Source organism: Variovorax sp. PDC80 (genome assembly GCF_900115375.1).
Classification (GTDB): domain Bacteria; phylum Pseudomonadota; class Gammaproteobacteria; order Burkholderiales; family Burkholderiaceae_C; genus Variovorax.
Window position 1 is genome coordinate 185,740 of the sequence record NZ_FOWG01000016.1, and the last position, 26,575, is coordinate 212,314.

Sequence of the window (26,575 nt, forward strand, 5' to 3'; positions counted from 1 at the left end):
GAAAAAATGATTGGATCGATATCCGTTTCATTCCTAGACTGCCGCCCACCCCCTACAACAACAGAGACAAGGTCGGCGCCACGGTGTTCCACGGCGAGATCCATCAGAACGTGCGGCAGTACATCAACGGCCGCTGGGAAACCAGCGCGACCACCGGTGTGAGCACCAATCCCTCGGACACCAGCGAAGTGGTGGCCGAATACGCACGGGCCGACCGCCGCCAGACCGACGCGGCGATCCGCGCCGCCTCCGACGCCTTCCCCCACTGGAGCCACAGCACGCCGCAGCGCCGCGCCGACGTGCTCGACCGCATCGGCGCCGAGCTGCTGGCGCGCAAGGACGAGCTGGGCCTGCTGCTGGCGCGCGAGGAGGGCAAGGTGCTGCCCGAGGCCGTGGCCGAGGTGGCGCGCGCGGGGCAGGTGTTCAAGTTCTTCGCGGGCGAGGCCTTCCGTGGCGGCGCGGGCGCCGGCGGCGGCGAGAGCCTCGCCTCGGCGCGCGCGGGCGTGCAGGTCGACGTCACGCGCGAGCCGCTCGGCGTGGTCGGCCTGATCGCGCCGTGGAACGCGCCCTTCGCGGTGCCGGCCTGGAAGATCGCGCCCGCGCTCGCGCACGGCAACAGCGTGGTGTTCAAGCCGGCCGAGCGGGTGCCGGCCTGCGGCTGGGCGCTGGCCGAGATCATCAGCCGCGCCGCGCTGCCCGCGGGCGTGTTCAACCTCGTGATGGGCAGCGGCCGCGAGGTCGGCCAGGCGCTGGTCGACAGCCCGCACGTCGACGCGCTGAGCTTCACCGGCTCGGCCGCCGTCGGCGAGCGCGTGCTGCGCGGTGCCAGCGCGCGCCGTGCCCGGGTGCAGCTCGAGATGGGCGGCAAGAACGCGCTGGTGGTGCTGGCCGATGCCGACCTCGAGCGCGCGGTCGACTGCGCGGTGCAGGGCGCCTACTTCTCGGCCGGCCAGCGCTGCACCGCCTCGAGCCGGCTGATCGTCGAGGCCGCGGTGCACGACGCCTTCGTGGCGCGGCTGCGCGAGCGGCTCAAGGCGCTGCGCGTGGGCCATGCGCTCGAGCGCGGCGTGGAGATCGGCCCGGTGGCCGACGCCGAACGGCTCGCGGGGCATCTCGCCTGGGTCGAGATCGCGCGCGCCGAGGGCGCCGAGCATGTCTGGGGCGGCGAAGCGCTGGAGCGCGCCACCGCCGGCCACTACATGAGCCCGGCGCTGTTCCTGGCCGAGCCCGGCCACCGCATCGCGCGCGAGGAGATCTTCGGCCCGCTGGCCTGCGTGCTGCGCGCCACCGACTACGAGCATGCGCTCGCGCTGTGCAACGACACGCCCTTCGGCTTGTGCGCGGGCATCTGTACCAACTCGCTGAAGCACGCGATGCATTTCAGGCGCCATGCCGAGGTCGGCATGACCATGGTCAACCTGCCGACCGCGGGCGTGGACTTCCACGTGCCCTTCGGCGGCCGCAAGGGCTCGGGCTACGGCCCGCGCGAGCAGGGACGCCATGCCGCCGAGTTCTACACGCAGGTCAAGACCGGCTACATGCTGGCCTGAGCCGCACCCTGATCCCCCGAAGTTTCCCGACCAGCAGCCCCCATCCACAACAGGAGACGACCCATGACCATGAACCGCCGCACCCTCAACGCCGCGCTCGCCGCCGCCGCCCTCGGCGGTCTGCTGCCGGCTTCCGTCCTCGCGCAGAAGAAGCTCGTGCTGGGCTTCGCGCAGGTCGGCGCCGAGAGCGAATGGCGCACCGCCAACACCGAGTCGATCAAGGCCTCGGCCAAGGAGGCCGGCATCGAGCTCAAGTTCTCCGACGCGCAGCAGAAGCAGGAGAACCAGATCAAGGCGATCCGCTCGTACATCGCGCAGAAGGTCGACGTGATCGCCTTCTCGCCCGTGGTCGAGTCGGGCTGGGACACGGTGCTGCGCGAGGCCAAGGCCGCCAAGATCCCGGTGGTGCTGACCGACCGCTCCGTCAACAGCAAGGACGACACGCTCTACGTGACCTTCATGGGCTCGGACTTCGTCGAGGAGGGCCGCAAGGCCGGCCGCTGGCTGGTCGAGAAGATGAAGGACCAGAAGGGCGAGGTCAACATCGTCGAGCTGCAGGGCACGGTGGGCTCGGCGCCCGCCATCGACCGCAAGAAGGGCTTCGAGGAAATCATCAAGGCCGACCCGAAGTTCAAGATCGTGCGCTCGCAGACCGGCGACTTCACGCGCGCCAAGGGCAAGGAGGTGATGGAAGCCTTCCTCAAGGCCGAGGGCAAGAAGATCAACGTGCTCTACGCGCACAACGACGACATGGCGATCGGTGCGATCCAGGCCATCGAGGAGGCCGGCCTCAAGCCCGCGAAGGACATCGTGATCATCTCCATCGACGGCGTGAAGGGCGCCTTCGAGGCCATGATCGCCGGCAAGCTCAACGTCTCGGTCGAATGCAGCCCGCTGCTGGGCCCGCAGCTGATGCAGGCGGTGAAGGACATCAAGGCCGGCAAGACGCTGCCCAAGCGCATCGTGACCGAGGAGGGCATCTTCCCGATGGAAGTGGCCGCCAAGGAATTCCCGAACCGCAAGTACTGAGAACGACCATGAAGCGCAACTTCCTCAAGGCCGCCGTGGCGGGCCTCGCGCTCGCCGCCGCCGGCATCGTGCCGCTGGCCCATGCGCAGGACAAGGGCCTGATCGCGATCTCGATGCCCACCAAGTCCTCGGCGCGCTGGATCGCCGATGGCGCCAACATGGTCAAGTACTTCAAGGAGAAGGGCTACAAGACCGACCTGCAGTACGCCGACGACGACATTCCGAACCAGCTCGCGCAGGTCGAGAACATGGTGACCAAGGGCTCGAAGGTGCTGGTGATCGCGGCCATCGACGGCACCACGCTGTCCGACGTGCTGCAGAAGGCTGCCGACAAGGGCGTGAAGGTGATCGCCTACGACCGGCTCATCAAGGGCTCGAAGAACGTCGACTACTACGCCACCTTCGACAACTTCCAGGTCGGCGTGCTGCAGGCGCAGTCGATCGAGAAGGCGCTCGACCTCAAGGCCGGCAAGGGGCCGTTCAACATCGAGCTGTTCGGCGGCTCGCCCGACGACAACAACGCCTTCTTCTTCTACAACGGCGCGATGTCGGTGCTCGAGCCCTACATCAAGAGCGGCAAGCTGGTGGTGCGCAGCAAGCAGATGGGCATGGACAAGGTCGGCACCCTGCGCTGGGACGGCGCGGTGGCGCAGGCGCGCATGGACAACCTGCTGTCGGCCTTCTACACCAAGGAGCGCGTCGACGCGGTGCTCTCGCCCTACGACGGGCTGTCGATCGGCATCCTGTCCTCGCTCAAGGGCGTGGGCTACGGCTCGGGCTCGCAGGCCATGCCGGTGGTGTCGGGCCAGGACGCCGAGATTCCCTCGGTGAAGTCGATCCTGCGCAAGGAGCAGAGCTCGACCGTGTTCAAGGACACGCGCGAACTCGCCAAGGTCACGGTGGCGATGGTCGACGCCATGCTCTCGGGCAAGACGCCCGAGGTCAACGACACCAAGACCTACAACAACGGCGTCAAGGTCGTGCCCTCGTACCTGCTCAAGCCGGTCAGCGTCGACGGCAGCAACTGGAAGCAGGTGCTGGTCGACAGCGGCTACTACAAGGAAAGCCAGGTCAAGTGAACGAGCGCGACGCGCACGGCGGCGGCACGATCCTCGAGATGCGCGGGATCACCAAGACCTTCCCGGGCGTGAAGGCGCTGAGCAACGTCAACCTCGCGGTGCGCGCGGGCGAGATCCACGCGGTGGTGGGCGAGAACGGCGCCGGCAAGTCCACGCTGATGAAGGTGCTCAGCGGCGTCTACCCCTGCGACTCGTACGACGGAGAGATCCTGTTCGAGGGCGAGCCGCGCCGCTTCCGGGGCATCGCCGACAGCGAGAAGCTCGGCATCATCATCATCCACCAGGAGCTCGCGCTGGTGCCGCTGCTGTCGATCGCCGAGAACATCTTCCTCGGCAACGAGATCGCGCGCGGCGGCGTGATCGACTGGTTCGCGGCCTATGCGAGGACGCGCGAGCTGCTCGCCAAGGTCGGCCTGAAAGAAGCGCCGACCACGCTGGTGACCGACCTCGGCGTGGGCAAGCAGCAGCTGGTGGAGATCGCCAAGGCGCTCGCGAAGGAGGTGCGCCTGCTGATCCTCGACGAGCCCACCGCGAGCCTCAACGAGACCGACAGCGACGCGCTGCTGCGCCTGCTGCTCGAGCTCAAGCGCCAGGGCATCGCCTCGATCCTGATCTCTCACAAGCTCAACGAGATCGCCAAGGTGGCCGATGCGATCACCGTGCTGCGCGACGGCGCCACGGTCGAGACCATGGACTGCCGCGCCCAGGCGATCAGCGAGGACCGCATCGTGCGCGGCATGGTGGGGCGCGACATGGCGCACCGCTATCCGCCGCGCGAGCCGAGGATCGGCGAGACGGTGTTCGAGCTGCGCGACTGGCGCGTGCACCATGCGCAGCATGCCGATCGCGAGCAGATCCACGGCGTGAGCCTGCGCGTGCGCCAGGGCGAGATCGTCGGCATCGCGGGCCTGATGGGCGCGGGCCGCACCGAGCTCGCGATGAGCGTGTTCGGCCGCTCCTACGGCCAGCGCATCAGCGGCGAGGTGCTGATGCACGGCAAGACGGTGGACGTGAGCACGGTGCGCAAGGCCATCGACCACGGCATCGCCTACGTGACCGAGGACCGCAAGGGCCTGGGCCTGGTGCTCGAGGAGGAGATCCGCAAGAACGTGAGCCTCGCGAACCTCGACGCGGTGGCCGACGGCCTGGTGATCGACCCGGGCCGCGAGTTCCAGGTGGCGAACGAGTACCGCAAGGCGCTCAACATCCGCTGCGCGGGCATCGAGCAGCCGGTGGTCAACCTCTCGGGCGGCAACCAGCAGAAGGTGGTGCTGAGCAAGTGGCTGTTCACGAAGCCCGAGCTGCTGATCCTCGACGAGCCCACGCGCGGCATCGACGTGGGCGCCAAGTACGAGATCTACACCATCATCGACCGGCTCGCGCGCGAGGGCAAAGGCATTCTCATGATCTCTTCCGAACTGCCGGAGCTGCTCGGCATGTGCGACCGCATTTACGTGATGAACGAGGGGCGCTTCGTCGCCGAATTCACGGCCGCCGAGGCCACGCAGGAACGCATCATGCACGCCATCGTGCGCGCGGGGAGCACGGTCCATGTCGCAGCCTGAAGCGCAGGCGGTGACCGCCGCCGTGGCCGCCGAGCCCAGGGGCCTGCACGCGGGCTTCCTCAAGAACAACCTGCGCGAATACGGCATGCTGATCTCGCTGGTCGCGATCATGGTGTTGTTCCAGGTGCTGACCGACGGCACCCTGCTGCGGCCGCTGAACCTCACGAACCTGCTGCTGCAGAACAGCTACGTGGTGATCATGGCGCTGGGCATGCTGCTGGTGATCGTGGCCGGCCACATCGACCTGTCGGTGGGTTCGGTCTGCGGCTTCATCGGCGCGCTGGCGGCGGTGCTGATGGTGGAGTACGAATGGCATTTCGTGCCGACCGCCATCGTGAGCATCCTCGCGGGCGCGGTCATCGGCGCGGCGCAGGGCTGGTTCGTGGCCTTCCGCAAGATCCCCTCGTTCATCGTCACGCTCGCGGGCATGCTGGTGTTCAAGGGGCTCACGCTGGCGCTGCTCGCGGGCCAGTCGGTGGGGCCGTTTCCCGAGGCCTTCCAGCGCCTGAGCTCGGGCTTCATCCCCGACCCGATCGGCGGCGCGGCGCTGCGCACCACCTCGCTGGTCGTGGGCGCGCTGGCGGCCGCGGCGCTGGTGTTCTTCAAGCTGCGCGGCCGCGCCAAGCTCGCCGCGCACGGCATGGCGCAGGAGCCCTATGCCTTCTTCCTCGTGAAGAACCTGTTCTTCGCGGCCATCATCCTGTTCTTCAGCTACCTGCTGGCCACCTACAAGGGCCTGCCCAACGTGCTGATCGTGATGGCGGTGCTGATCGTGGCCTACGACTTCGTCACCAACCGCACCACCATCGGCCGGCGCATCTATGCGCTGGGCGGCAACGAGAAGGCGGCGCGGCTGTCGGGCGTGAAGACGCAACGCCTGGCCTTCCTGACCTTCGTGAACATGGGCGCGCTGGCGGCGCTCGCGGGACTGGTGTTCGCGGCCCGGCTCAACACCGCCACGCCCAAGGCCGGCCTGGGCTTCGAGCTCGACGTGATCGCGGCCTGCTTTATCGGCGGCGCCTCGGCCTCGGGCGGCGTGGGCAAGGTGATGGGCGCGGTGATCGGCGCCTTCATCATGGGCGTGATGAACAACGGCATGTCGATCCTCGGCATCGGCATCGACTACCAGCAGGTGATCAAGGGGCTGGTGCTGCTGGCGGCGGTGTTCATCGACGTCTACAACAAGAACAAGTAGCCCCATGACCGAATCAGCGACCTCCGCGCCCCCGCCCGTGCTCGCGCTGCGCGGCATCCGCAAGCAGTTCGGCGGCATCGCCGTGCTCGACGACGTGCAGCTCGAGCTGTACCCGGGCGAGGTGCATGCGCTGATGGGGCAGAACGGCGCGGGCAAGTCGACGCTGATCAAGGTGCTGACGGGCGTGCTGCCGTCGAGCGGCGGCGAGATGTTCCTCGACGGGCAGGCGATCCATCCGGCCTCGCCGCTCGATGCGCAGAAACTCGGCATCAGCACGGTCTACCAGGAAGTGAACCTGTGCCCGAACCTGTCGGTGGCCGAGAACGTGTTCGCGGGCCGCTATCCGCGCTGCGGCGCGCTGCAGGGCTTTCGCATCGACTGGCGCGCGGTGAACCGCCGCGCGGAGGAACTGCTCGCGCGCATCGGTCTCGAGATCGACGTGACGCGCTTGCTGTCGAGCTATTCGGTGGCGGTGCAGCAGATGGTGGCGATCGCGCGCGCGCTCGGCGTGTCGTCGAAGGTGCTGATCCTCGACGAGCCGACCTCGAGCCTGGACGACGACGAGGTCGAGAAGCTGTTCGAGGTGCTGCGGCGGCTGCGCGCGGAGGGCATGGCGATCGTCTTCGTGACGCACTTCCTCAACCAGATGTACGCGGTGTCCGACCGCATCACGGTGCTGCGCAACGGCCACTGGGTGGGCGAATGGAAGGCGGCGGACCTGGGGCCGCAGGCGCTGATCGCGGCGATGCTCGGGCGCGAGCTGGCGGCGCAGTCGGCGCGGCCCGCGGCATTGCCGGCCTTCGACGAGGCGGCCCCCGCGCTGCTTCAGATCGAGGGACTGGCACAGGCCGGCCAGCTGCAACCGACCGACCTGCGAGTGCGCGCCGGCGAGGTGGTCGGCATCGCGGGCCTGCTGGGCGCGGGCCGTACGGAACTGGCGCGGCTGCTGTTCGGGCTCGAGACGCCCGATCGCGGGGTGTTGAAGATCGAGGGCCGCACGCTGAGCTTCTCGAACCCGGCCGATGCGATCCGCGAGGGCCTGGCACTGTGTCCCGAGGAACGCAAGACCGACGGCATCGTGGCCGAGCTGTCGGTGCGCGAGAACATCGCGCTCGCGTTGCAGGCACGGTTGGGCACGCGCAAGTTCCTCTCGCATGCCGAACAGACGGCGATGGCCGAGCGCTTCGTGGCCTCGCTGGGCATCAAGACGGCGAGTGTCGAAACCCCCATCGGTCTGCTCTCGGGCGGCAACCAGCAGAAGGCGATGATCGCGCGCTGGCTCGCGACCGAGCCACGCATCCTGATCCTCGACGAGCCCACGCGCGGTATCGACGTGGCGGCCAAGCAGGAGATCATGGAAGAGATCCTGCGGCTCGCGCGCGCGGGGATGGCGGTGATCTTCATTTCTTCCGAGATGAGCGAGGTGGTGCGGGTTGCGCATCGCATCGTGGTCCTGCGTGACCGGAAGAAGGTGGGGGAGTTGCCGGGCGGGGCTACGGAGGACGAGGTGTACGACATGATTGCTGCGGCATGACGCGCTTGTCTTTTGTTGTTCGTTCGGGGCGGGCTCACGCCGACGGGGTACTCCCCTCCGCGAATGTCCCCCGGCCTTCGGCCTCCTCCTTTATTTCGCTGCGGGGAGTACCCCATCGACGTGAGCCTGGACACGACCGTGGAACCGGCCGCACAACGACTGCGCTCCTCGTGCACAGGGCAGTGGGTGCTTCCCGCAGCGAAATAAAGGAGGAGCCGAAGGCGGGGGACATTCGCGGAGGGAAGTACCCGCTGTCCTGTGCACGCGCCCCAGCCCTCCAGCAGAGACCCCCCCAATGACAACAACAAAAAGCCGAGTGCACAAAGCCATGCACCACCGCCTGACCTGGCCCCTGGTCACGCTGTTCCTCTTGCTGGCCATCAACACAGCCTTCAACCCCAGCTTCCTCCACCTCGAATGGAGAGAAGGCCACCTCTACGGCAGCCTCATCGACATCCTCAACCGCGCCGCCCCCCTGGTGCTGGTGTCGCTGGGTATGACCCTGGTCATCGCCACCCGCGGCATCGACATCTCGGTCGGCGCCGTCGTGGCCATCGCGGCGGCGCTCGCGGCCTGGATGATCGGCGGCTCGGTGGCCAGCGACGTGAGCCGCTTTCCCATGGGCCTGGCCATCCTGGCGGCCATCGGCATCGCGGTGCTGTGCGGTCTGTGGAACGGCCTGCTGGTCGCCAAGGTCGGCATGCAGCCGATCATCGCCACGCTGATCCTCATGGTGGCCGGTCGCGGCATCGCGCAGCTCATCGCCGACGGCCAGATCATCACCATCTACTACAAGCCCTTCTTCTTCCTCGGCAGCGGCTACCTGCTGGGCCTGCCGTTCTCGCTGTTCATCGTCGCCACCGTGTTCGTGCTGCTGTATCTCGCCATCACGCGCACCGCGCTGGGCCTGTTCATCCAGGCCGTGGGCATCAACCCGACGGCCGCGCGCGTGGCGGGTGTGCAGGCGCGGCGGCTGATCGTCGGGGCCTATGCCTTCTGCGGCGCCTGCGCGGGCGTGGCGGGCCTTTTGATCAGCTCCAACGTCAAGAGCGCGGACGGCAACAACGCCGGCCAGCTGATCGAGCTCGACGCGATCCTCGCCGTGACCCTCGGCGGCACCGCGCTGACCGGCGGGCGCTTCAGCCTCGTGGGCAGCGTGATCGGCGCCCTGATCATCCAGACCCTGACCTATGCGATCTATTCGCTCGGCGTGCCGCCCGAGATCAACCTCGTGGTGAAGGCCGGCGTGGTGTTCGCGGTGATGCTGCTGCAGTCGCCCGAGTTCAGGGCGGAGATCCGGGCGCTGGTGCAGCGGCCGGCGCGTGACGGAGCCAAGGCATGAGCGCCGTGATCGAAACCGCACCCTCACCCCGGCCCTCACCCGCAAGCGGAAGAGGGCGCAGCAGGCTCAATCCCAAGTACCTGCCGCTGGCCGCGACCATCTCGCTGTTCGTGCTCGTCGCCACGCTGGGCTCGGTGTTCTACGACGGCTTCTTCTCGGCCCAGGTCTTTCTCAACCTGCTGATCGACAACGCCTTCCTGATCGTCGTCGCCGTCGGCATGACCTTCGTGATCCTCTCGGGCGGCATCGATCTTTCGGTGGGCTCGGTGATCGCGCTCACCACCATGGTGTCGGCCGCGCTGGTCGAGAAGCACGGCTGGAGCCCGGCGGTCGTGATTCCGCTCGTGCTCGCCATGGGCACCGCCTTCGGCGCCTTCATGGGCCTCCTGATTGAGCGCTACCGGCTGCAGCCCTTCATCGTCACGCTGGCCGGCATGTTCCTCGCGCGCGGCCTGTGCTACCTGATCAGCATCGACTCGATCAGCATCACCAACGAGTTCTACACCGAGGTCTCGCAGATCCGCATTCCCATCTGGGGCGAGGCCTCGATCTCGCTGAGCGCGGCGATCGCCGTCGGCGTGCTGCTGGCCGCGGTCTTCGTCGCCCACTGCACGCCCTTCGGCCGCGCCGTCTATGCCATCGGCGGCAGCGAGCATTCGGCCATGCTGATGGGCTTGCCGGTGCGCCGCACGCTGATCGGCGTCTACACCCTCTCGGGCTTCTGCTCGGCGCTGGCCGGCGTCATCTTCACCTTCTACATGCTCTCGGGCTACGGCCTGCATGCCGTGGGCCTCGAGCTCGACGCCATCGCGGCGGTGGTCATCGGCGGCACCTTGCTCACGGGCGGCGTGGGCTATGTCGCCGGCACGCTGTTCGGCGTGCTGATGCTCGGGATCATCCAGACCCTGATCTCCTTCGACGGCACGCTGAGCTCGTGGTGGACGCGCATCGTCGTCGGTGCGCTGCTGTTCGTGTTCTGCCTGCTGCAACGCTTCTTCACCTCGCGCGCCCCGCGCCGCTGATCGACCTCCCCATGACCCCCAAGAAATTGCGCTCCGCCGAATGGTTCGGCACGGCCGACAAGAACGGCTTCATGTACCGCAGCTGGATGAAGAACCAGGGCATCCCCGATCACGAGTTCGACGGCCGGCCGATCGTCGGCATCTGCAACACCTGGTCGGAACTCACGCCCTGCAACGCCCACTTCCGCAAGATCGCCGAGCACGTCAAGCGCGGCATCTCGGAGGCCGGCGGCTTCCCGGTCGAGTTCCCGGTGTTCTCCAACGGCGAATCGAACCTGCGGCCCACCGCCATGCTCACGCGCAACCTCGCGAGCATGGACGTCGAGGAAGCCATCCGCGGCAACCCGGTCGATGCCGTGGTGCTGCTGACCGGCTGCGACAAGACCACGCCCGCGCTGCTGATGGGCGCCGCGAGCTGCGACATCCCGGCCATCGTGGTCACGGGCGGGCCGATGCTCAACGGCAAGCTCGACGGCCGCAACATCGGCTCGGGCACGGCCGTGTGGCAGCTGCACGAATCGCTCAAGGCCGGCGAGATCGACCTGCACCAGTTCCTCTCGGCCGAAGGCGGCATGTCGCGCTCGGCCGGCACCTGCAACACCATGGGCACGGCCTCCACCATGGCCTGCATGGCAGAAGCGCTCGGTACCTCGCTGCCGCACAACGCGGCCATTCCCGCGGTCGACGCGCGGCGCTACGTGCTGGCGCAGATGTCGGGCATGCGCGCGGTCGAGATGGCGAAGGAGGGCCTGACGCTCTCGAAGGTGCTCACGCGCGAGGCCTTCGAGAATGCCATCCGCGTCAATGCGGCCATCGGCGGCTCGACCAATGCCGTGATCCACCTGAAGGCGATCGCGGGGCGCATCGGCGTCGAACTCGAGCTCGAGGACTGGACCCGCATCGGCAGCCACACGCCGACCATCGTCGACCTGATGCCTTCGGGCCGCTTCCTGATGGAGGAGTTCTACTACGCGGGCGGCCTGCCCGCGGTGCTGCGCCGCCTCGGCGAGAACGGCCTGCTGCCGCACCCGGGCGCGCTCACCGTCAACGGCCGCTCGCTGTGGGACAACGTGCGCGACGCGCCCAGCCTCGACGACGAGGTGATCCGTCCGCTGGCCAAACCCCTGATCGCCGACGGCGGCATCCGCATCCTGCGCGGCAACCTGTCGCCGCGCGGCGCCGTGCTCAAGCCCTCGGCGGCCACGCCCGAGCTGCTCAAGCACCGCGGCCGCGCGGTGGTGTTCGAGAACCTCGAGCATTACAAGGAACGCATCGTCGACGAGTCGCTCGAGGTCGACGCCAGCTCCGTCCTCGTGCTGAAGAACTGCGGCCCCAAGGGCTATCCCGGCATGGCCGAGGTCGGCAACATGGGCCTGCCGCCCAAGCTGCTGCGCCAGGGCATCAAGGACATGGTGCGCATCTCCGACGCGCGCATGAGCGGCACCGCCTACGGCACCGTGGTGCTGCACGTCGCGCCCGAGGCGGCCGACGGCGGCCCGCTGGCGGCGGTGCGCGACGGCGACTGGATCGAGCTCGACTGCGATGCCGGTCGGCTGCACCTGGACATCGGCGACGAGGAACTGGCCGCCCGGCTGGCCGCGCTCGGGCCCTCCGACGCGCAGCCCATGAGCACGCGCGGCGGCGGCTACCAGAAGCTCTACGTGAACCACGTGCTGCAGGCCGACGAGGGCTGCGACTTCGATTTCCTGGTCGGCTGCCGCGGCGCGGCCGTGCCGCGTCATTCCCATTGAAAGCCCGAGCCATTCCATGACCCCCCGATACCGCGGCATCTTCCCGGTGGTGCCCACCACCTTCGACGAACGGGGCGCGCTCGACCTCGAGAGCCAGAAGCGCTGCGTCGACTTCATGATCGACGCCGGCTCCGACGGCCTGTGCATCCTGGCCAACTTCTCCGAGCAGTTCGTGCTGTCGGACGAGGAGCGCGAGGTGCTCACGCGCACCGTGCTCGAGCACGTGAAGGGCCGTGTGCCGGTGATCGTCACCACCACCCACTACAGCACCAGGGTATGCGCCGAGCGCAGCCGCCGCGCGCGGGACATGGGCGCCGCGATGCTGATGGTGATGCCGCCGTATCACGGCGCCACCTTCCGCGTGCCCGAGGAACAGATCTTCGCGTTCTACGCGCGGCTGTCGGACGCCGTGGGCATTCCGATCATGGTGCAGGACGCGCCGGCCAGCGGCACCGTGCTGTCGGCGCCGTTCCTCGCGCGCATGGCGCGCGAGATCGAGCACCTGGCCTATTTCAAGATCGAGACCGCGGGCGCGGCCGCCAAGCTGCGCGAGCTGATCCGCCTGGGCGGCGACGCGGTCGAGGGCCCGTGGGACGGCGAGGAGGCGATCACGCTGATGCCCGACCTCGATGCCGGCGCCACCGGCTCGATGACCGGTGGCGGCTATCCCGACGGCCTGCGCCCGATCCTGGTGGCGCACCGCGAGGGCCGGCGCGAGGAGGCCTTCGCGCGCTACCAGCAGTGGCTGCCGCTGATCAACTACGAGAACCGCCAGGCCGGCCTTTTGGCCTGCAAGGCGCTGATGAAGGAGGGCGGCGTCATCGCCTGCGAGGCGCCGCGGCATCCGCTGCCGGCGCTGCATCCCGACACGCGCGCGGGACTGATCGAGACCGCGCGGCGGCTCGATCCGCTGGTGCTGCGCTGGGGGCGCTGAAGGACTGTCCCCTCGGCGAGGGTCAGCGGTAGTAGACCTCGACCGCGCCCTTGAGCTTGAGCAGCAGCGGATGGCCCTTGCGGTCCACCGTCTTGCCGGCCGGCACCTTGATCCAGCCTTCGCTGATGCAGTACTCCTCGACGTCGAGGCGTTCCTTGCCGTTGAAGCGGATGCCGATCTCGTGCTCGAAGGCCGTGGGCAGGTGGAAGGGGCTGCGTGCGTCGGTCGAGAGGCGGTCGGGCAGGGGCGGGCGTTCGGTGGCGTCGGTCATGGCAAGGATTGTCGGTCGAAGGGGCCGGCCGCGGCAGTGGGCGCGCGGCGGCGTGCAATGATAGTGGCCGACCGCCCCCCGCCCCCATGAGACCCGACCTGGATTCCCTTGCGCTGTTCCTGCGCGCCGTCGAATGCGGCAGCCTCTCGAAGGCCGCCGCCGAGAGCCACATGGTGCTGTCGGCCGCGAGCCGCCGCATCGCGATGCTCGAGAGCCAGTTCGGCGTGACCCTGTTCCAGCGCAGCTCGCGCGGCGTGACCGTGACCGGCGCCGGCGAGTCGCTCGCGGTGCATGCGCGGCTGATCCTGCGCGACGTCGACCGCATGCGCGCCGACCTGTCCGACTACGCGCAGGGCGCCACCGGCCGCGTGCGGCTGCAGGCCAATGCCTCGGCGATGGGGCAGTTCCTGCCCGACGACGTGGCGAGCTTCCGGCGTGCCTATCCCGAGATCCGCGTCGACGTGGAGGAGCACCGCAGCGTGTGGATCGTGCAGGCCATCCGCGAGCGCCAGGCCGACGTCGGCGTGATCACCGGCGAGACCTCGGACGCCAGCCTCAACTTCATCCCCTACCGCATGGACCGGCTGGTGGCCGTGGTGCACCGGCGGCATCCGCACCGCGGCCGCGAGGTCTCGTTCGAGCAGCTGCTCGATTTCGACTTCGTCGGCCTCGAGAGCGACTCCGCGATCGCGCGCACCATCGAGGACGCGGCCGCGCTGGCGCGCAAGGTGCTGCGGTTGCGCGTGCAGGTCAAGAGCTTCGAGGCCGTGTGCCGGATGATCGAGGCCGGCATGGGCGTGGGCATCCTGCCCGAGGGCGCGGCCGCCACCTACCGCAAGGAGATGGGGCTGCGCTTCCTGAACCTCACCGACGCCTGGGCCTCGCGCCGCATGTACATCTGCACGCGGCAGGAGACGCTGGGCTTTCCGCAGCGCCGGCTGGTGGACCACCTGCTGGCGCGCAGCGTCGCGCCCGTCACTTCATCAGGTCGCTGAGGTTCACCGGCTTGATCTTGCCGCCTTCCACTGTGGCCACCAGCGGGTCGACAATGGTGCCGCCCACGCTGTCCACGCCCTTGAAGCTGCCGGCATTGATCTTCTCGGGCAGTGCCTTGAGCGCATCGCCGAGCTTGGCGCGGATCGCCGCCGCGTCGCTGGTGGTGCCCGCGAGCTTCATCGCGCCGGCCAGCGCGTGCACCAGCGTGTAGTTGTAGGAAGACTCGGTGGTCGCGTCCTTGTCGGCGCCGTAGGCCTTGCGGTAGGCCTCGGCGAAGCTCTTCGGGCCCACGCGCTCGTCGTAGGACACCGGCAGCACGCCGATCGAGCCCTCGAGCGCGCCGAGGCCGCCCGTGACCTTGGCCATCTCGTCGAACTTGGCCTGGTCCATCACCAGGAAGCCGCCCTTGAAGCCGAGCTCGCGCGCCTGCTTGGCCACCAGCGCGGTGGGCTCCGAGGGGCCGCCGACGAACAGCACGTCGGGCTTCTCGGCCAGTACGCGGCTCACGCCGCTGTAGAAGTCGGCCGAGCGGTTGTACGACATGGGGTTGTTCGAGGCGATGGTGCCGCCGGCCTTCTCCCAGGCCGGGCCGAACAGCTGGCTCCAGTTCTTCGCGTACTCGTGGTCGCCCGGCAGCATGCCGACGCGCTTGCCGAACTTGTTCATCTCGTAGCGCGTGAAGGGCTCGATGTAGGAGTTGAAGGTCGGCGGGATGCGGATCGTGAGCTTGTTGCCGGTCTCGGTGATCTTCGGCGTGCTCGAGTACGCCATCACGATGAACTTCTCCTGCTCGTTGAAGGCCTGCATCGCGTAGATGCCGCCCGAGTGCGGCACGAACACCGCCGGCGACTGGTGCTGCTGCACCAGCCGGCGCGCGTTGATGGCGGCGTCGGCCGGCGAGTACTTGTCGTCGAGCGCGACCAGCTCGAACTTGTACTTCTTGCCGCCCACTTCGAGGCCCGCGGCATTCACTTCCTTGATCGCCATCTCCATGCCGTTGACCACGTTCTTGCCGTAGAGCGCGGCACCGCCGCTCAGGGGGCCGGTGAAGCCGATCTTCACCGTGTCCTGCGCGAAGGCGGTGCCGGCACCGAAGGCGGCGGCCAGCGCGGCGGCCACGGGCAGCGCGGCGAGGCGGCGGCGGGTGCGAAGGGGCGTGGTGGATGTCATGGCGTTGTCTCCTGTAGTTGGGGGGCGAGGAAAAAAGCGGGGACCGGCGCGCGGCTCAGGCGCCGATGTAGGCGGCGCGCACCGCCTCGTTGTGCAGCAGCGACTCGCGGTCACCCTCGAGCGCGATGCGGCCGCGCTCGATGACGTAGGCGCGGTGCGCGATGGCCAGCGCCGAGTAGGCGTTCTGCTCGGCCAGCAGCACCGTGGTGCCCTGCTGGTTGATGCGCTGGATCACCTCGAACACCTGCTTCACGATCAGCGGCGCCAGGCCCAGCGAGGGCTCGTCGAGCAGCAGCACCTTGGGCCGCCCGAGCATCGCGCGGCCGATCGCCACCATCTGCTGCTGGCCGCCCGACAGCGAGCCCGCGGGATCGTTCTGCTTGGCCGCGAGGATCGGGAACAGCGAGAACACCTCGTCGAGCGAGCGCTGGATGCCGGCCTTGTCGCCGCGGTGCACATAGGCGCCCAGCGTGAGGTTCTTGCGCACCGTCATCATCGGGAACAGCTTGCGGCCCTCGGGGCAGTGCACCAGGCCCGAGGCCACGATCTGCGCCGGGCGCTGGCCCGTGATGTCGCCGTCGCCCAGGCGGATGCGGCCCGCGCTCGGGCGGCGGATGCCGCTGGCGGCCATGAAGATCGAGGTCTTGCCCGCGCCGTTGGCGCCCAGCAGCACCACCAGCTCGCCCGGATCGGCATGCAGGCTCACGCCGCTGAGCGCGCGAAAGCTGCCGTAGTGGAGGTCGACGCCCTCAAACCGCAGCATGGTCGGTCCCCAGGTAGGCCTCGATCACCTGTGGATCGCGGCGGATCTCGGCGGGCGTTCCCTCGGCGATCTTGGCGCCGTTGTTGAGCACGACGATCTTGTCGGCCAGCTGCATGATCATGTCCATCTTGTGCTCGATCAGGCACACGGTCTTGCCGTGCGCCACCAGCTTGCGGATCAGCGCCGCCAGGCCCACGGTCTCCTCGGGGTTCACGCCGCCCGCGGGTTCGTCGAGCAGGAGCAGCTGCGGGTCGGTCGCCAGCGCGAGCGCGAAGGCCACGCGCTTGCGCTCCTCCTGCGTGATGTCGGCCGCGATGCGGTTGGCGATGTGCGAGAGGCCCACGAAATCCAGCGCCTCCTGCGCCTTGTCGCGGCACAGCTTCTCTTCCTCGCGCAGGCGGCGGCTGCCGATCAGCACGTCCCACAGGCCCGAGTGCGTGCGCAGCCGGTGGCCCACGATCAGGTTGTCGAGCACGGTGGCGTTGTCGAACAGGTGCGTGGTCTGGAAGGTGCGCGCGATGCCCAGCCGCGCCACGTGGTCGGGGCGCATGCCCGTGACGTCGCGGCCCTCGAAGGCGATGCGGCCCGCGCTCGGCTTGTGCGTGCCCGCCACCAGGTTGAAGAAGGTGGTCTTGCCGGCGCCGTTGGGGCCGATGATGGCGCTGATCTGGCCGCGTTCGAAGCGCGTGCTCACGCTGTCGACCGCGGTCAGGCCGAAGAACTGCTTGGTGAGGCCCTCGATCTCAAGCATGGCGCTGCACCTCCTGCACGGTGGCGGCGGAGGCCGCGGCCCGCCGCGCATCGGCACGGCGCGCGCGGCGCTTGAGCCAGGTGCCGACGATGCCGTCGGGCAGGAAGATGATCAGCGCGATCAGCACCGGGCCGAACACCACCATGCGGTAGTCCTGCAGGAACTGCAGGCTCTGCGTGAGGCCGGTGACGAGGAAGGTGCCCACCAGCGGGCCGAGCAGCGTGCCGATGCCGCCCACCAGCACGAACATCACGAGGTCGAAGGTCACGGCCTCGCTCGCCAGGTCGGGGCCGAGGAAGCGCACCTGGCCCGCGTAGAGCGCGCCCGCGAAACCGGCGTAGATCACCGACAGCACGAACGACAGCGTCTTGGTGCGCATCAGGTCGGTGCCGAGCGCCTCGGCCAGCTCGTCGCTGTTGCGCACCGCCATGAAGCTGCGGCCCAGCAGCGAGCGCACGATGCGCGCCATGACCCAGATGCCCAGCGCGAGGAAGGCCAGCACCAGGTAGTACTGCGACAGCGGCGTGCCGAACTGCAGCGGCCCGATGCCCGTGGGCGAGGGGATGCCCATGATGCCCACCGGACCGTGCGTGAGGCTCTCCCACTTCTCGATCAGCAGGAACATGATGTAGCTCACGCACAGCGTGAAGATCGAGAAGTAGTGGCCCTTCAGGCGCAGCGACAGGATGCCGATGAAGAAGCCCAGCACGCCCGTGACCACGCCCGCGAGCGCGAACGCGATCCAGAACGGCACCTGGTGGTCGACCGTGAGGATGCCCACCGTGTAGGCGCCCACGGCCATGAAGGCGCCGTGCGCGAGGTTGAACTGGCCCGTGTAGCCGGTGATCAGGTTCAGGCCCAGCGCGGCGATGGCCATGATGAAGGCCTGCGTCGCCACCGAGATCAGGTAGTTGTTGGGCGCGAACAGCGGAAAGGCCAGCGCGATCAGCGCGAGCACGGCCCAGCCGGCCTTGCCTTGCAGCAGCGATCCCATCAGCGCGCTCCCTTCGGCGTGAACAGGCCCTGCGGGCGCAGCGACAGGATCACCACCAGCAGCACGAAGGCGATGATGTCCTTGTAGTCGGTCGAGAAGTAGAAGCCGCCGAAGCTCTCGGCCATGCCGATGATCAAGCCGCCGACGATGGCGCCCGGGAAGCTGCCCATGCCGCCGAGGATGATGATCACGAAGGCCTTGGTGATCACCAGGTTGCCCATGCTCGGGTAGACCAGGTTGATCGGCGCGTAGAGCACCGCGGCCACCGCCGCCAGCGCGCCCGAGATCGCGAACACCAGCAGCGTGACGCGCGTGGCGTCGATGCCCACCAGCGCCGCGCCGTCGCGGTTCTGCGCCATCGCGATGATGGTCGAGCCCAGCACCGTGTGGTTGAGGAACAGGTGCAGCAGCACCATCAGCCCGAAGGCGCCCGCGATGATCAGCAGGCGCTGCAGCGGCGCCGTGAGCCCGAACACCTCGACGATCTGGCCGTAGGGCGTGGGCATGCGGTGGAAGTCGGCGCCGAAGATGGCCTGCGCACCGGCCTCGATGAACAGCAGGATGCCGATGGCGGCGATCATGTCGTGCAGCTCGGGCGCGTTGCGCAGCGGATGGAACACCAGCCGCTCGGCCAGCATCGCGATCACCGCGACCACCACCGCCGCGCCGGCCATGGCGATCCAGTAGTTGAGGCCCAGCCGCGCCATCAGGTAGTAGCCCGCGAAGGCCCCGGCCATGTAGAAGGCGCCGTGCGCGAAGTTCGGCACGTGCAGGATGCCGTAGACCAGCGTGAGGCCCAGGGCCACCAGGCTGTAGACGCCGCCCACGGTCAGGCCGTTGAGCAGTTGCTGAAAGAACAGTTCCACGTCGATCCTCGCAGTTGCCGCAACGGCATTCACCCGCGCACCGGCTCTGGAGGTCGGTGTCGTCGGGGTCCAGCGGAGGATTGTGGAAGCGCGGTGTGGCCGCGTCGACTGAGGTTTGCCCGAACTTGCCTTGTCGCTTCAGCGACTTCGAAAAACGGGTATGGGGTCGCGCGGGGCCCGGCGGTCATGCGGGCGTCGCGCGAACCTGCGCTGGAAACGCCCGCGCGAGGGCGTTTCCAGCGCCGGGTTCAGCGCTTGAGCGCCTCGACCAGGTCCAGCACCATGCGGTCGCCGCCGAAGGTGTCGACGCCGCGCGTGAGCAGCGCGTCGACCGCCTGGGCGATGCCGTGCGCGGACGAGGACTGCTCGGCCATGTCGTTGTAGTAGCCCAGGTCCTTCTTGGCGTTGGCCATCGAGAACTTGAGCGAATCGGTGCTGCCGGTCAGGAGCTTGGGCTTGACGCGCTCGAGCGCGACGCCGTTGCCGCCGCCCTTGGCCAGCACGTCGACGAATACCTCGGGCTTGACGCCCGCGCGCTCGGCGCAGGCCGCGGCCTCGCACAGCAGCGCCACAGTGCCCAGCGAGACGAAGTTGTGCAGCAGCTTCATCGCATGGCCGGCGCCGATGCCGCCCACGTGCGTGACGTTCTCGGCGAAGGCACGCAGCAGCGGCAGGCAGGAAGCCAGCACCTCGGCGTCGCCGCCCACCAGCAGGTTGAGCCTGCCTTCGGCCGCTTCCTTGGCGGTGCGGGTCATCGGCGCGTCGAGAAAATGGCCGCCCCTGGTCTCGACGGCGCGCGCCACGCGCGAGGTGGATTCGGGCACCGCTGTCGAGCAGTCGACCACCACGGTGCCGGGGCGCAGGGCCGACAGCGCGCCCTTCTCGCCGAGCATCACGGCCTCGACCTGCGGCGTGCCCGTCACGCAGAGGATCAGCACGTCGACCTCGGCTGCGAGCTTCGCCACGTCGGGCGTGGAGGTCGCGCCGGCCGCGAGCAGGGCGTCGATCGGCTGGTTGCCCGGGTGCTCGAGCACCGTGAGCGCATGGCCGTGGCCCACGATGTTCTGCGCGATGCCGCTGCCCATCAGGCCCACGCCCACCAGGCCCACGCGGCGCTTGGGAGCGGCCGCCTTCTCTTGTTCGTTCAATGCCATGGTTCGTTTCCGCCTTGCTTATCCGTGCTTGATCGCGATGGTCTTGAGGGTGGTGAAGCCGAGCAGGGCCTCGAAGCCCTTCTCGCGGCCGAAGCCCGAGGACTTCACGCCGCCGAAGGGCAGTTCCACGCCGCCGGCCGCGCCGTAATTGTTGATGAAGACCTGGCCGCAGTGCATCTTGTGCGCCATGCGCAGCTGGCGGGCGCCGTCGCGCGTCCAGATGCCGGCCACCAGGCCGAAGTCGGTGCCGTTGGCCAGGCGCACGGCCTCGGCCTCGTCGGCGAAGGGCGTGAGCGCCAGCACCGGGCCGAAGATCTCGCGCTGCGCGATGTCGCTGTCGCCGGGCACGTCGCGGAACAGCACGGCCTCCTGGTAGAAGCCCTGGGCCGATGCACTGGGCGCCACGCTGCCGCGCGCGGCCACCTTCAGGCCCTGGGCCTCGGCGGTGGCGACCATGTCGCGCACCTGGCGGAACTGCTTCTCGTTGATCAGCGGGCCCATGTCGAGGTCGTCGGCCGGCGGGCCGGCGCGCACGGCCGAGAAGCGCTTCGCGAGCCGCTGCACCACCTCTTCGTAGATCGACTGCTCGACCAGCACCCGGCTGCCGGCCGAGCAGGTCTGGCCGGCGTTCTGGATGATGGCGTTGACCAGCACCGGCTCGGCCGCGTCGAGGTCGGCGTCGGCGAACACGATCTGCGGCGACTTGCCGCCCAGCTCCAGCGTCACGGGGCAGTGGCGCTCGGCGGCCGCCAGGCCCACGCTGCGGCCGGTGACGGTGGAGCCGGTGAAGGAGATGTGGTCGATGCCCGGGTGCGCGCACAGCGCCGCGCCGGCTTCCTTGCCGTAGCCCGTGACCACGTTGAGCGTGCCGGCCGGAAAGCCGACCTCGGCCGCCAGCTCGGCCAGGCGCAGCAGCGAGAGGCTCGCGTCCTCGGCCGGCTTGACCACGCAGGCGTTGCCCGCGGCCAGCGCGGCGCCCACGCTGCGGCCCGCGATCTGCATCGGGTAGTTCCAGGGAATGATGTGGCCGGTCACGCCGTGCGGCACGCGCACGGTGAGCACGGTGTAGCCGCGCTCGTAGGGCAGGGTATCGCCGTGCAGCTTGTCGCAGGCGCCGGCGTAGTACTCCATGTAGCGCGCGAGCGCGGTGGCGTCGTTGCGCGCCACGCGCAGCGCCTTGCCGGTGTCGCGCGCCTCGAGCTGGGCCAGTTCCTCGTGGTGGGCGAGCACGGCCGCGCCGAGCTTGGCCATCAGCCGGCCGCGCTCGAGCGCGCTCAGCGCGCCCCAGGGGCCGTCGAAGTTCTCGCCGACCGCGCGGCGCGCGGCCTTCACGGCGGCATCGATGTCGCCCGCGGTGCCGCGCGCGAGCTGGCCGAAGCGCTCGCCGTCGCTGGGGTCGATCACGTCGATGGTGGCGTTGCCTTCCGAGGGCACGCGCCGGCCGTCGATGAAGTGGGTGGGGTTCATGGGGGTGTCTCCTTGCGGGCGGCGCCGGCGGGGCGCCGCGGAAAAACGGGGGCGGTGCGCGAGAGGCTCGCGCGCCGCCCAGTGTCGGACAAGCGCTTCAGCCGAGTTCGGGCCAGGGCTTCTGCGGCTCGCGGATCTGCTCGAAGGCGCGGCTGAACTGCAGCACGCCGAGGTCGTCGAAGCGCCGGCCGATGATCTGCAGGCCGATCGGCAGGCCCTCGGCGGAGTAGCCGCAGTTGATCGAGGCCGCCGGCTGCTCCGACATGTTGTAGGGCACGGTGAAGCCGATGTGCTCGAGCGAGCGCAGCGGGTCGTTGGTGGGCGAGGCATGCTCCGCGGGCGCGGGCATGTTGGGCGACACCGGCGAGAGCACGAAGTCGAAGCCGACCGTGGCCGCCACCGCCGCGGCGCGCGTGGCGATGAACTGGCTGTAGGCCTCGTAGATGTGCTCGCCCGAGAACCCGGCCGCGCTCTCGGCCCAGGTCAGGATGTAGGGCAGCATCTTCGCGCGCTGCTCGGCGCTCATCGTGCGCAGGTCGCTCAGCGAGCGCATGCGCCAGAAGTGGTCCATGCCCTGCAGCATCTTCGGCGTCATGAAGGGCTGCATCGGCTCGACGTGCGCGCCCGCGTCCTCGATGCGCTTCGCGGCGCGGCGCACCGCCTCGGCGATCTGCGGATCGAGCGGCAGGCCGCAGCCCGCGTCCATCAGCAGGCCCACGCGCTTGCCCTTGATGAAATCGGGCTCGACCGCGAAGGCGGCCCAGTCGATCGCGCCGGGCGGCAGCTCGGAGTAGTCGCGCGCGTCGGGCTGGGCCATCGAGGCCATCATCAGCGCCGAGTCTTCCACGGTGCGCGTCATCGGGCCGGCGCAGCGGCCCATGTAGGGCGTGCTCAGCGGGATGCGGCCGAAGCTGGGCTTGAGCGAGTAGATGCCGCACCAGCTCGCGGGCAGGCGCAGCGAGCCGCCGATGTCGGTGCCCACGTGCAGCGGGCCGTAGCCGGCCGCGGCGGCCGAGCCGGCGCCGGCGCTCGAGCCGCCCGGCGTGCGCGACAGGTCCCAGGGATTGCGCGACAGATGGTGGAAGGTCGACAGGCCCGAGGACAGCATGCCCACGTCGGGCATGGTGGTCTTGGCCACGAGCACCGTGCCGTCCTCCTTGAGGCGCGCGGCGGGCGGCGAGTCCTGCGCCATCGGCACCAGTGGATAGGCGGCGGTGCCCAGCGGCATCGGGTCGCCCGCGGTCGCGAGGTTGTCCTTGATGGTCACGGGCACGCCGTCGAGCGCGCCGCGCTGCGTGCCGGCGAGCCAGCGCGCCTCGGAGGCGCGCGCCTGCTCGAGCGCGAGCTCGGGGCGGAACAGCCAGGTGGCGCAGAGCCTGGGCTCGAGCGCCTCGATGCGCGCATTGACCGAGCGCGCCACCTCGACCGGCGAGAGTTCGCGGCGTGCGTAGGCGGCGACGAGCTCGGCCGCGCCGAGGTCGTACAGGTTCTTCGTCGTCATCGCATCAGCTCCACGAGATGGCCGCGAGGTCGTTCACCACGATCGGCATGCTGGGCCACAGGCCCTTGACTTCCTTGCGCGCGATGGTCGGGAACACGGCCTGGTAGAGGAAGCCGTTGACCGCGTCGGTCGCGAGCATCTTCTGCGCGTCGCCCAGCAGGTCGGCGCGGCGCTTCTTGTTCTCCTCGTTCTGGATCGCGACGTAGAGGTCGCGGAACTTCTTCGAGTCGTAGCCCCAGTAGTAGTCGGGCTCGGTGTACTTCACGAGGTCGAAGGGCTCGACGTGCGCGACCATCGTGAGGTCGAAGTCGTGCGCGCCGCCGAAGGTGCCGCTGAGCCACTGGGCCCATTCCACGTTCTGGATCTTCACGTTGATGCCGATCTGCGCGAGCTGCGCGGCGATCACCTCGCCGCCCTGGCGTGCATACGACGGCGGCGGCAGCTGCAGGCGCAGCTCGAGCGGCGTCTTCACGCCGGCCTCGGCCAAGAGCTTCTTCGCCTTCTCGACGTCGAAGGGATTCATCGCCGTGGTGTCGACGAAGCCCGGCGCGCCCAGCGCGTAGTGGCTGCCGATGGGCTTGCCGAAGCCGTCGGCCGCGCCCTGCACGATCGCGTTGCGGTCGATCGCCGCCAGGATCGCGCGGCGCACGCGCACGTCGTCGAGCGGCTTCTTGCGGTTGTTGATGGTGAGGATCACCTTGCCGCGCGTGCCGACCTCGATCACCTGGAAGCGGTTGTTGCCCTTGAACTGGCTCACCGAGCGCGTGCCCGCGCGCGGGAAGATGTCGATGTCGCCCGACAGCAGCGCGGCGGTCTGGGCCGCGGTGTCCGACATGAAGCGGAACACGAAGCGCTCGATCTTGGCCTGCGCCGGATCGCGGTAGGTGGTGGACTTGACCAGCGTGCACGAGGCGCCGCGCTGCCAGCCGCCGAGCTTGTAGGGGCCGGTGCCCACGGGCTGCGTGGCATTGGTGTCGGCGCTCTTGGGCTCGACCAGGCAGGCGGTGGACTGGCCCAGCATGAAGGGCAGGTCGGGATTGGGCAGCGTGCTGTTCACGCCCACCGTGTGCTCGTCGAGCACCACGGTGCCGATCTCGCTGAAGAAGCGCTTGTCCTTGTTGGTGCTCTTGGCGTTGCCCGCGCGGTCGAAGGAGAACTTCACCACCGCCGCGTTGAAGGGCTCGCCGTTCTGGAACTTGACGCCGCGCTTGAGCTTGAAGACGAAGGTCTTCATGTCGGGCGAGGAGGTCCAGCTCTCGGCCAGCATCGGCGTGACGGAGCCGTCGGCGTTGACCTTGGTCAGCGTCTCGAAGATGTTGTACTGCGTGATCTCGGCGATGGCCGAGGCCGCGCCCGTGGTCGGGTCCAGGCCCGGCGGTTCGAGCGGCATGCCGATGGTCAGCGTGTTCTTGCCGGCCTGCGCGCGCGCCTGCGGCAGGAAGACGCCCGGGATGGCCGCGGCCATGGCGGACGTCATGAGGGTGCGTCGCTTCAACATACTTCGATAGCTCCTGGAAAAGACAACAGAAAAAAATCAGTGGGCCGGTGCCTGCAGCACGGCGCCGAGCAGCGTGCGCGTGTACGGGTGCTGGGCGTTGGCGAACAGCGCCTGCGGCGTCCCGCGCTCGACGATCTGCCCCTTGAAGACCACGCACACTTCGTCGCACAGGTGGTTGACGACGGCGAGGTCATGGCTGATGAGCAGGTAGCTGATGCCGAACTGCTGCTGCAGGTCCTGCATGAGGTTGAGCACCTGGGCCTGCACGGAGACGTCCAGGGCGCTCACGGGCTCGTCGGCGACGATGAGCTTGGGGCGGGTGATGAGGGCGCGGGCGATCGCGATGCGCTGGCGCTGGCCGCCCGAGAACTCGTGCGGGTACTTGTCGAGGTCGGTGGGGCGCAGGCCCACGGCGGCGAGGGATTCGGCGGCGCGCTCGCGTTGCTCCTTCTTCGAGACCTGGGCCAGCGCTTCGAGCGGCTCGGCCACGATGCGCGCGACCGTCTGGCGTGGGTCGAGGGAGCCGTAGGGGTCCTGGAAGACCATCTGGAAGTCGCGCCGGGCGGTGCGCAGTTCGTCCTTGCTCAGTGCATGCAACTCGCGCCCCTCGAGCTTCACGCTGCCCGAGGTGGGCTTGTCGAGCGCCATCACGAGGCGTGCGATGGTCGACTTGCCCGAACCGGACTCGCCGACGATCCCCACGCTGCGCCCGGCCTGCACCTCGAAGCTCACGCCATTGAGCGCCTTGACCGTGGGCGGTGGGCCCAGCAGCTTCTCGCGCGGCAGGGCGTAGTGTCGGACCAGGTCGGTGACCTGCAGCAGCGGTGTGTTGTTGGTGGTGGTCGTGCTCATGCCACGGCCTCCGCTTCGATCTCGTCGAGCCGGATGCAGCGCACCGCATGGTCGTCGGGCAGCATCACCGCGGGTGGCCGCGTCGACCGGCAGGCATCGACCGTGTAGCTGCAGCGCCCCGCGAACGGACAGCCCGCGGGCAGGTCCACCAGCTCGGGCACGCTGCCCCGGATGGTCGCCAGCCGCTGCCCCTTCGGCGCCCCGATCACCGGCCGCGCCGCGAACAGCCCCTTGGTGTACGGATGCGCGCGGTTCGCGAAGAGGGCGCGTGTGGGCCCGCTCTCCACCACGCTGCCGCCATACATCACGAGCATGCGCTGCACGCTGTTGGCGATCACGCCCAGGTCGTGCGAGATCAGGATCAGCGCCATGCCCATCTCGGCCACCAGGTTCTGGATCAGGTCGAGCACCTGCTTCTGGATCGTCACGTCCAGGGCGGTGGTGGGTTCGTCGGCGATCAGCAGGTCGGGCCCGCAGGCCAGCGCCATGGCGATGCCGATGCGCTGCCTCTGGCCGCCCGAGAACTGGTGCGGATAGGCATCCAGGCGCGAGGCCGCGTCGGGAATGCCCACGCGCTGCAGCAGGTTCAGCGCCTCGGCTCGGGCCTGCTTGGCGGTGAGGCCTCGGTGCAGCCGCAGCGGCTCGCCGACTTGGCGCGCGATGGTGTGGACCGGGTTCAGGGCCGTCATCGGCTCCTGGAAGATCATGCCGATGCGGTTGCCGCGGATCCGGCACATGGCGGACTCGGGCTGCCCGATGAGCTCCTGGCCGTCCAGGCGGATGCTGCCGGTGACCTTGGCGGTGGCCGGCAAGAGGCCCATGAGGGACATGACCGTGATGGACTTGCCGCAGCCCGACTCGCCCACGATGCCGAGGGTCTGGCCGCGCTCGAGCGAGAAGGAGACGCCGCGCACGGCCTGGGCGGGGCCGCGCTGGGTCTGCAGGCCGATGTGGAGGTTGTCGACTTCGAGGAGGGGCATGGGGTTCACTTTTGCGCTCACCTCGCGCGCGCCAGGCGCGGATCAAGCAGGTCGCGCAGGCCATCGCCCAGCAGGTTCAGGCCCAGCACCGCCAGCGCGATGGCCATGCCCGGGAAGACGGCCAGCAGGGGCTGCTGGAACATCAAGGTCTGCGCCTCGCTGAGCATGCGGCCCCAGGACGGTTGCGGCGGCTGCGTGCCCAGGCCGAGGTAGGACAGGGCGGCCTCGGCCAGGATCGCGATGGCGAAGCGGATGGTGATCTGCACGATCAGCACCGCCGAGATGTTGGGCAGCACGTGCTGCATGGTGAT

The 26,575-nt window shown here is 69.0% G+C and carries 24 protein-coding genes; 11 read left to right on the forward strand and 13 right to left on the reverse strand.

Features of this window, described 5'->3' with window-relative positions:
• Positions 1-83: 83 nt before the first annotated feature.
• The 10 genes from BM109_RS35130 (at position 84) to BM109_RS35175 (ending at position 13,001) form a co-directional block, all read left to right on the forward strand.
• A complete protein-coding gene (locus BM109_RS35130) occupies positions 84-1,550 on the forward strand; it encodes an aldehyde dehydrogenase family protein (RefSeq protein WP_093353632.1) in 1,467 nt (488 codons plus the stop codon).
• Between the two features lie 63 nt (positions 1,551-1,613).
• Entirely contained in the window at positions 1,614-2,579 is a 966-nt protein-coding gene (locus tag BM109_RS35135) for an ABC transporter substrate-binding protein (protein WP_057594593.1), read from the forward strand.
• Positions 2,580-2,587: 8 nt separating this feature from the next.
• Positions 2,588-3,658, forward strand: a complete 1,071-nt coding sequence (gene chvE, locus BM109_RS35140; protein WP_093353634.1) for a multiple monosaccharide ABC transporter substrate-binding protein — start codon at positions 2,588-2,590, stop codon at positions 3,656-3,658.
• 38 nt (positions 3,659-3,696) lie between these two features.
• On the forward strand, positions 3,697-5,223 hold the full coding sequence (gene mmsA / locus BM109_RS35145) for a multiple monosaccharide ABC transporter ATP-binding protein (protein WP_093353718.1): 1,527 nt from the start codon (positions 3,697-3,699) through the stop codon (positions 5,221-5,223).
• Positions 5,210-6,418, forward strand: a complete 1,209-nt coding sequence (gene mmsB / locus BM109_RS35150) for a multiple monosaccharide ABC transporter permease (protein ID WP_093353637.1) — start codon at positions 5,210-5,212, stop codon at positions 6,416-6,418. The genes mmsA and mmsB overlap by 14 nt, the downstream gene beginning before the upstream one ends.
• A gap of 4 nt (positions 6,419-6,422) precedes the next feature.
• Complete coding sequence (locus BM109_RS35155) at positions 6,423-7,952, forward strand: sugar ABC transporter ATP-binding protein (protein WP_093353640.1); 1,530 nt, start codon at positions 6,423-6,425, stop codon at positions 7,950-7,952.
• A 328-nt stretch (positions 7,953-8,280) separates the two neighbouring features.
• On the forward strand, positions 8,281-9,294 hold the full coding sequence (locus BM109_RS35160; protein WP_371269232.1) for an ABC transporter permease: 1,014 nt from the start codon (positions 8,281-8,283) through the stop codon (positions 9,292-9,294).
• Positions 9,291-10,316, forward strand: a complete 1,026-nt coding sequence (gene yjfF, locus BM109_RS35165; RefSeq protein WP_093353645.1) for a galactofuranose ABC transporter, permease protein YjfF — start codon at positions 9,291-9,293, stop codon at positions 10,314-10,316. The genes BM109_RS35160 and yjfF overlap by 4 nt, the downstream gene beginning before the upstream one ends.
• An 11-nt stretch (positions 10,317-10,327) precedes the next feature.
• A complete protein-coding gene (locus BM109_RS35170; RefSeq protein WP_093353647.1) occupies positions 10,328-12,067 on the forward strand; it encodes an IlvD/Edd family dehydratase in 1,740 nt (579 codons plus the stop codon).
• 16 nt (positions 12,068-12,083) lie between these two features.
• Positions 12,084-13,001 (forward strand): dihydrodipicolinate synthase family protein, encoded by a 918-nt coding sequence (locus BM109_RS35175; RefSeq protein WP_093353650.1) that lies wholly within the window; start codon positions 12,084-12,086, stop codon positions 12,999-13,001.
• Positions 13,002-13,023: 22 nt separating this feature from the next.
• Here BM109_RS35175 and BM109_RS35180 read toward each other — a convergent pair whose 3' ends face one another.
• Positions 13,024-13,272, reverse strand: coding sequence for a DUF3297 family protein (locus tag BM109_RS35180; RefSeq protein ID WP_093353653.1), 249 nt, complete (start codon positions 13,270-13,272; stop codon positions 13,024-13,026).
• Between the two features lie 86 nt (positions 13,273-13,358).
• Here BM109_RS35180 and BM109_RS35185 point away from each other — a divergent pair, with 86 nt between their 5' ends.
• Positions 13,359-14,267 carry a LysR family transcriptional regulator gene (locus BM109_RS35185; RefSeq protein WP_057594602.1) on the forward strand — a complete coding sequence of 303 codons (909 nt, stop codon included), beginning with the start codon at positions 13,359-13,361 and terminating at the stop codon, positions 14,265-14,267.
• Here the strand turns inward: BM109_RS35185 and BM109_RS35190 are convergent.
• The 12 genes from BM109_RS35190 to BM109_RS35245 all read right to left on the reverse strand — a co-directional run.
• Complete coding sequence (locus BM109_RS35190; RefSeq protein WP_093353655.1) at positions 14,248-15,438, reverse strand: ABC transporter substrate-binding protein; 1,191 nt, start codon at positions 15,436-15,438, stop codon at positions 14,248-14,250. The genes BM109_RS35185 and BM109_RS35190 overlap by 20 nt on opposite strands.
• Positions 15,439-15,493: 55 nt before the next feature.
• On the reverse strand, positions 15,494-16,201 hold the full coding sequence (locus tag BM109_RS35195) for an ABC transporter ATP-binding protein (RefSeq protein WP_093353658.1): 708 nt from the start codon (positions 16,199-16,201) through the stop codon (positions 15,494-15,496).
• Entirely contained in the window at positions 16,188-16,952 is a 765-nt protein-coding gene (locus BM109_RS35200; protein ID WP_093353660.1) for an ABC transporter ATP-binding protein, read from the reverse strand. The genes BM109_RS35195 and BM109_RS35200 overlap by 14 nt, the downstream gene beginning before the upstream one ends.
• Positions 16,945-17,946, reverse strand: a complete 1,002-nt coding sequence (locus BM109_RS35205; protein ID WP_093353663.1) for a branched-chain amino acid ABC transporter permease — start codon at positions 17,944-17,946, stop codon at positions 16,945-16,947. Before BM109_RS35205 ends, BM109_RS35200 begins: the two co-directional genes overlap by 8 nt.
• Entirely contained in the window at positions 17,946-18,812 is an 867-nt protein-coding gene (locus BM109_RS35210) for a branched-chain amino acid ABC transporter permease (RefSeq protein WP_093353666.1), read from the reverse strand. Before BM109_RS35210 ends, BM109_RS35205 begins: the two co-directional genes overlap by 1 nt.
• A 248-nt stretch (positions 18,813-19,060) precedes the next feature.
• On the reverse strand, positions 19,061-19,966 hold the full coding sequence (locus BM109_RS35215; RefSeq protein ID WP_093353668.1) for an NAD(P)-dependent oxidoreductase: 906 nt from the start codon (positions 19,964-19,966) through the stop codon (positions 19,061-19,063).
• 18 nt (positions 19,967-19,984) lie between these two features.
• Positions 19,985-21,433 carry an aldehyde dehydrogenase family protein gene (locus BM109_RS35220; protein ID WP_093353671.1) on the reverse strand — a complete coding sequence of 483 codons (1,449 nt, stop codon included), beginning with the start codon at positions 21,431-21,433 and terminating at the stop codon, positions 19,985-19,987.
• 97 nt (positions 21,434-21,530) lie between these two features.
• Complete coding sequence (locus BM109_RS35225) at positions 21,531-22,934, reverse strand: amidase (RefSeq protein ID WP_093353673.1); 1,404 nt, start codon at positions 22,932-22,934, stop codon at positions 21,531-21,533.
• A gap of 4 nt (positions 22,935-22,938) precedes the next feature.
• A complete protein-coding gene (locus BM109_RS35230) occupies positions 22,939-24,432 on the reverse strand; it encodes an ABC transporter substrate-binding protein (RefSeq protein WP_093353676.1) in 1,494 nt (497 codons plus the stop codon).
• A 36-nt stretch (positions 24,433-24,468) separates the two neighbouring features.
• Positions 24,469-25,284 carry an ATP-binding cassette domain-containing protein gene (locus BM109_RS35235; protein WP_093353678.1) on the reverse strand — a complete coding sequence of 272 codons (816 nt, stop codon included), beginning with the start codon at positions 25,282-25,284 and terminating at the stop codon, positions 24,469-24,471.
• Complete coding sequence (locus tag BM109_RS35240; RefSeq protein ID WP_093353721.1) at positions 25,281-26,264, reverse strand: ABC transporter ATP-binding protein; 984 nt, start codon at positions 26,262-26,264, stop codon at positions 25,281-25,283. The genes BM109_RS35235 and BM109_RS35240 overlap by 4 nt, the downstream gene beginning before the upstream one ends.
• Before the next feature lie 17 nt (positions 26,265-26,281).
• On the reverse strand, positions 26,282-26,575 hold a 294-nt coding region (locus tag BM109_RS35245), incomplete at its 5' end, for an ABC transporter permease subunit (protein WP_143129248.1).